Source organism: Mesorhizobium sp. M7A.F.Ca.MR.362.00.0.0, assembly GCF_004023175.1.
Classification (GTDB): Bacteria; Pseudomonadota; Alphaproteobacteria; order Rhizobiales; family Rhizobiaceae; genus Mesorhizobium.
Window position 1 is genome coordinate 7,646 of the sequence record NZ_RZTF01000084.1, and the last position, 4,528, is coordinate 12,173.

General features: G+C 62.7%; 6 protein-coding genes. 3 read left to right on the plus strand and 3 right to left on the minus strand.

All coding sequences use genetic code 11. From position 1 onward, the window contains the following. From EOC06_RS42470 to EOC06_RS13490, 3 genes are all read left to right on the plus strand, one after another. Positions 1–218: FliG C-terminal domain-containing protein (locus EOC06_RS42470; RefSeq protein ID WP_281062074.1), on the plus strand; the 218-nt coding region annotated here is incomplete at its 5' end. Between the two features lie 9 nt (positions 219–227). Then, on the plus strand, positions 228–1,310 hold the full coding sequence (flhB, locus tag EOC06_RS13485) for a flagellar biosynthesis protein FlhB (RefSeq protein ID WP_127268990.1): 1,083 nt from the start codon (positions 228–230) through the stop codon (positions 1,308–1,310). Next, positions 1,307–1,744: a hypothetical protein gene (locus EOC06_RS13490; protein WP_127268991.1), complete on the plus strand. Its 438-nt coding sequence runs from the start codon at positions 1,307–1,309 to the stop codon at positions 1,742–1,744. Before flhB ends, EOC06_RS13490 begins: the two co-directional genes overlap by 4 nt. Before the next feature lie 34 nt (positions 1,745–1,778). Here the strand turns inward: EOC06_RS13490 and EOC06_RS13495 are convergent, their stop codons facing one another. From EOC06_RS13495 to EOC06_RS13505, 3 genes are all read right to left on the minus strand, one after another. Beyond that, entirely contained in the window at positions 1,779–2,549 is a 771-nt protein-coding gene (locus EOC06_RS13495) for a response regulator transcription factor (protein WP_127271428.1), read from the minus strand. Next, complete coding sequence (locus tag EOC06_RS13500; protein ID WP_128307984.1) at positions 2,546–3,256, minus strand: helix-turn-helix transcriptional regulator; 711 nt, start codon at positions 3,254–3,256, stop codon at positions 2,546–2,548. The genes EOC06_RS13495 and EOC06_RS13500 overlap by 4 nt, the downstream gene beginning before the upstream one ends. A gap of 549 nt (positions 3,257–3,805) precedes the next feature. After that, positions 3,806–4,528, minus strand: a 723-nt coding sequence (locus EOC06_RS13505; protein ID WP_164898567.1) for a histone deacetylase family protein, incomplete at its 5' end; no start/stop codon positions are given.

Here is a 4,528-nt window from a genome sequence, read left to right on the forward strand (position 1 = left end):
CGCTGGCCCTGCGCGGCACTTCGGCCGCACTCGCAGAATCGGTGCTGTCGGCCATCGGCGCCCGCTCGCGGCGCATGATCGAAGCCGAACTCGGACAGGGCTCGGACGGGGTCCCTCTCGCCGACATCACGGCGGCCCGCAAGACGATCGTTACGACGACGATCCGGCTGTCGCGCGAAGGCGCCTTCGAACTGCCCTCGACCCAAGACGCCGCCTAAGGCCGCGCCATGGCTGACGCGGTCGACAAGGATTCGAAAACCGAAGAGGCGACGGAAAAGAAGATCCGCGACACCATCGAACAGGGCAAACTGCCCCATTCGCGGGAGACAGCGCTCCTTGCCTCGTTCGTTGCCATCCTGGTGTTCACCGTCTTCTACGCCAAGGATGCGATCATCGATCTCGGCATGTTCCTGTCGATGTTCCTGGAGAAGCCGGAAGCCTGGCCGATGGACACCGAGACCGACGTCATCGCGCTCTACAAGATCGTCCTCCTCGAGGTTGGCCGCGCCATCCTGAGCCTGATGGTGCTGCTGACCGTCGCCGGCATCGGCGCCTCGGTGTTCCAGAACATGCCGCAATTCGTAGGCGAGCGGATCCGGCCGCAACTCTCGCGCATTTCGATCGCCAAGGGATGGAACAGGCTGTTCGGCATCCAGGGTTGGGTCGAGTTCCTGAAGTCACTCGGCAAGGTCGGGTTTGCCATCGTCGTGCTGAGCTTCACGCTGTCGGAAGACCACCGAAAGCTGCTCGCCGGGATGATCACCAATCCGGTCGCATTCGGTCTCGTCATCCGCGGCATCGCCGTCGACATCCTGGTGGCGATCGTCTTCGTCATGGGGCTGATCGCGGCAATCGACATCGTCTGGTCGCGCTTCCACTGGAAGCAGGATCTGCGCATGAGCAAGCAGGAGGTCAAGGACGAGTTCAAACAGTCCGAGGGCGACCCGATCGTCAAGTCGCGGCTGCGCTCGCTGGCGCGCGACCGGGCGCGCAAGCGGATGATGACGGCGGTGCCGCGCGCGACGCTGATCATCGCCAACCCAACGCACTTCTCGATCGCGCTGAAATATGTGCGCGACGAGGACTCGGCACCCATGGTGCTGGCCAAGGGGCAGGATCTGGTGGCGCTGAAAATCCGCGAGATCGCGCGGGAACACAACATCCCGGTCTTCGAGGACGTGGCGCTCGCCCGCTCCATGTACAAGCAAGTTTCGGTCGATAGTGTGATCCCGTCACAATTCTACCAGGCCGTCGCCGAACTGGTGCGGATCGTCTACTCGAAAAAGGCTGAGCGCAGACAGATTTCATGAACCGGCAACCGCACGCAAAATCTCGCGAGATCATCGTCGCCAGCGCCATCGAGCAGGTGGTGGGGGAACTCAGGCTGATCGATGTCGCCGACTACATCGCCTTTATCCGGCTGGAGCATTTCGCGTGCCTGTCGGACCTGGTCGATTCAGCGGTCGAGTTGTTCTTCATGCCGGGCACTCTGCGGCTCGGCCATGGTGGTGAGGCGCATGTCGACTGGAGCGGCAGCCCGCGCATCGTGCTCGATCTGGAACTGAGGCCGCCCGGCGTCACCGTCTATTTCCAGCTGACGCTGAGCGAGCTCGGCGCTTCGGTGGCGGTCAACTACGTGTCGTTCGAGAAACCGGGCGAAGACCCGGAGCACAATACGGCGCTGCTCGAGGCGGTGATCGAACAGGCGCGTATCCGCAAGGTCGAGCCGCTCGCCTATCGCTGACGTCGGTCGCTATCGAGCTGCCTGTCGAAAACCCCTATTCGATCAAGCCCAGCCGCAGCGCCTTGGCCACGGCCTGGTTGCGATTGACGGCGTTGAGCTTCTGGGTCGATTGGGTCAGATACTGGTTAGCGGTGTGCACCGATAGTTTCAGGAGCCGCGCGATCTCTTCGCTGGTGTTGCCGTTGGCGGTCAGCTTAAGGCATTCGAGCTCGCGCTTGGAGATTGCCCGCATGCGGCCGGTATCGCCCGGACGGATGCGAGCGACGGCGGCGAATAGCGAAAAGCAGCGGGCGTGTATTTCGTAGAGCGCATCCTGCTGCAAGGTCATCTCCGAGCCCAGGAATACGACAAGACCGCATTGGCCGCGGTCGGCGTGCACGGGAAAAGCGATGCCGCTGGTTCCGGGCACCAGCGCCGCCATCTGCTCGGTCCAGGCGAGAGTGGTAAACAGCTCCACCATGGCAAGGACGCCGTCATCCGTCCACCAGCGCGGTTCGGTCGAGAGGCGGGTGTGGCGCACGATCTCCTCGCCGTTGGCGCCTGAGATGAACTTGGTCGCCACGGCAATGCCCGGATAGTCGGAATCAAAGCATGGCACGAGCCGCGCCCGCTCGGGCGAGGGGCTTACGAAGAAGAGGCCGAAAGCCGAGGCATTCATGTCAACGGCGATCCAGCGGCAGCGGCGCACGGCATCGGGAATGGTGACCGCGTGATGGGTTTCGGAGCCAAGGGTGAAGGCTCCGAACGGGTTGCGCTGCTCGTTGAAAAGGGCTTCGGCCGTTTCCTTGATATCGGCGTGTTTCAAATGATGCCGCTCCTGATCGCCGTGGCGATGGCCATCGCGCGGTTGCTGGCCGCGAATTTCTGGATGGCGTGGGTGATGTAGCTGTTGACGGTGTTGGAGGAGACGCCAAGGATGACGGCGACCTCGTCGGTGGTCTTGCCTTCGGAAACCCAGAACAGGCATTCGCGCTCGCGATCCGACAACGGATCCTGCATGGCGGCAGCGGCAATCAGTTGCGGGATGTGCGAGAGCGCGTAGCAGCATTTCAGTTGCGCCCGCATCAACGCCGGCTGGTCGATGCTGCCGGCGGTCGCCGCAGAGAACAGGGCGAACAGGCGCTGGCGACCGACATTAAGGCGCAGCGAATAGATTTCGGCATGGCCGAGCACGTCGAGAAGGCGGGCTTCCTCTCCGGTGATCAATCCGTCTGTTTCTGGTGCCCGGGATGCCACGAGCGGATGTGGACGGATACCTGGCGCGACGGTGAGCGCGCCTTGCGCGAGCCCGGCGATCAGCCGCTTGCCGATCAGCTCGATGGCATCGAAAATCCAGTTGGAGGAGACGATGCGCGCATCGTTGCGGTCCTGGTCGTGGACAATGGCGACCAACATGTAGCTGTTGGCCCCGATCTCGGCGGTCAGTTGCATGAAAAAGCTGGTGAGATCGCCGCGCGACGTCAGGCGCGAGCCCAATGTGTCGGATTGAAGAAGTGCGGCGGGACTGCTCATTCTTGTTGCTTTTGGCCGGAATCGTTTCTGCTGTCCGGATGCTGGGAGCCAGCCGCCGAACCCGAATACGCATTACTTTGACGAAGACACACGCGTGGCGCAGGGCTGCGCCGAACCAAATCCCGAATCCATTCAGGGAACGCGAAGCCGTCCGCGTCTGGTGCCGGAAAAGCTCCGGAACAAGAGACTTTGGGTGGTCGCCGCGCCCCCCAAGGACCGGCTGATTCGGGTCTAATCTACCCGCAGTTGAATCTGACATCAAACGCGATTTGACAAAATCGAATCCGATGGACTCACGTGCGACTCAGAGGTCGGTTTTCGCGCCTCGGACAGAAGACCGGGACGCGAAAATCTTCGCCGGCCATTTCGGCGGCCGGTTGATTTCCCCAGGGCGCATATAAATGGACGGGCGCGCCGGTTGCTGGCGCCGAAGGCTGGTGCCTTGGCCCGATAGTGGGAACCGGGCGATGTTGCCGCCCGGTCCCGGCCGTCCCTTGCTTATGCCTGTCGTTGTCCCAAAACCGCCAGATGCTCCTGGACGACAGGCATTTACCGATCCTCGAACCCGGTCAGCACGCCGACCGCGTTGATGCCGATCTCCTCGACGGCATAGCCGCCTTCCATGACGAACAGCGTCGGCAGGCCGAGCCCGGCGATGCGGCGGCCGATCTTGGGATAGTCCGATGTCTTCAGCTTGAACTGGCTGATCGGGTCCTTCTCGAACGTATCGACACCCAGCGAGACGATGACGACATCCGGTGCATAAGCGGTGAGCCTGGCGCAGGCATCCTCGAGCGAGGCGTTCCATGCATCCCAGTCGGTGCCGAAGGGCATCGGATAGTTGATGTTGAAGCCTTCGCCGGCACCCGCGCCGCGTTCGTCGGCATGGCCGAGGAAGAACGGGTACTCGACCATCGGATCGCCATGCAGATTGAGCACCTGGACGTCGGCACGGTCGTAGAAGATCTCCTGCGTGCCGTTGCCGTGGTGATAGTCGACGTCGAGGATCGAGATGCGTCTGGCGCCCTGGTCGCGGAACCATTGCGCGGCGACGGCGGCGTTGTTGATGTAGCAATAGCCGCCCATAAAGCCAGCCCCGGCATGGTGGCCGGGCGGACGGCAGAGCGCGAAGGCGGAAGCCTCGCCATCCTTGACCAGGCCGGCGGCGGTCAGCGCCACATCGTAGGAAGACTTGATCGCAGCCCATGTGCCTTCGACGAAGGTGGCGCCGGCATCGAAGGAATAATAGCCGAGCAGTGCGTCGACGCGCTT

What these genes read in the sequence shown, in the direction of transcription:
- EOC06_RS13490 (WP_127268991.1), top strand. Translation starts at nt 1,307, where the DNA reads ATGAACCGGCAACCGCACGCAAAATCTCGCGAGATCATCGTCGCCAGC.
- flhB (WP_127268990.1), top strand. Translation starts at nt 228, where the DNA reads ATGGCTGACGCGGTCGACAAGGATTCGAAAACCGAAGAGGCGACGGAA.
- EOC06_RS13500 (WP_128307984.1), bottom strand. Translation starts at nt 3,256, where the DNA reads ATGAGCAGTCCCGCCGCACTTCTTCAATCCGACACATTGGGCTCGCGC.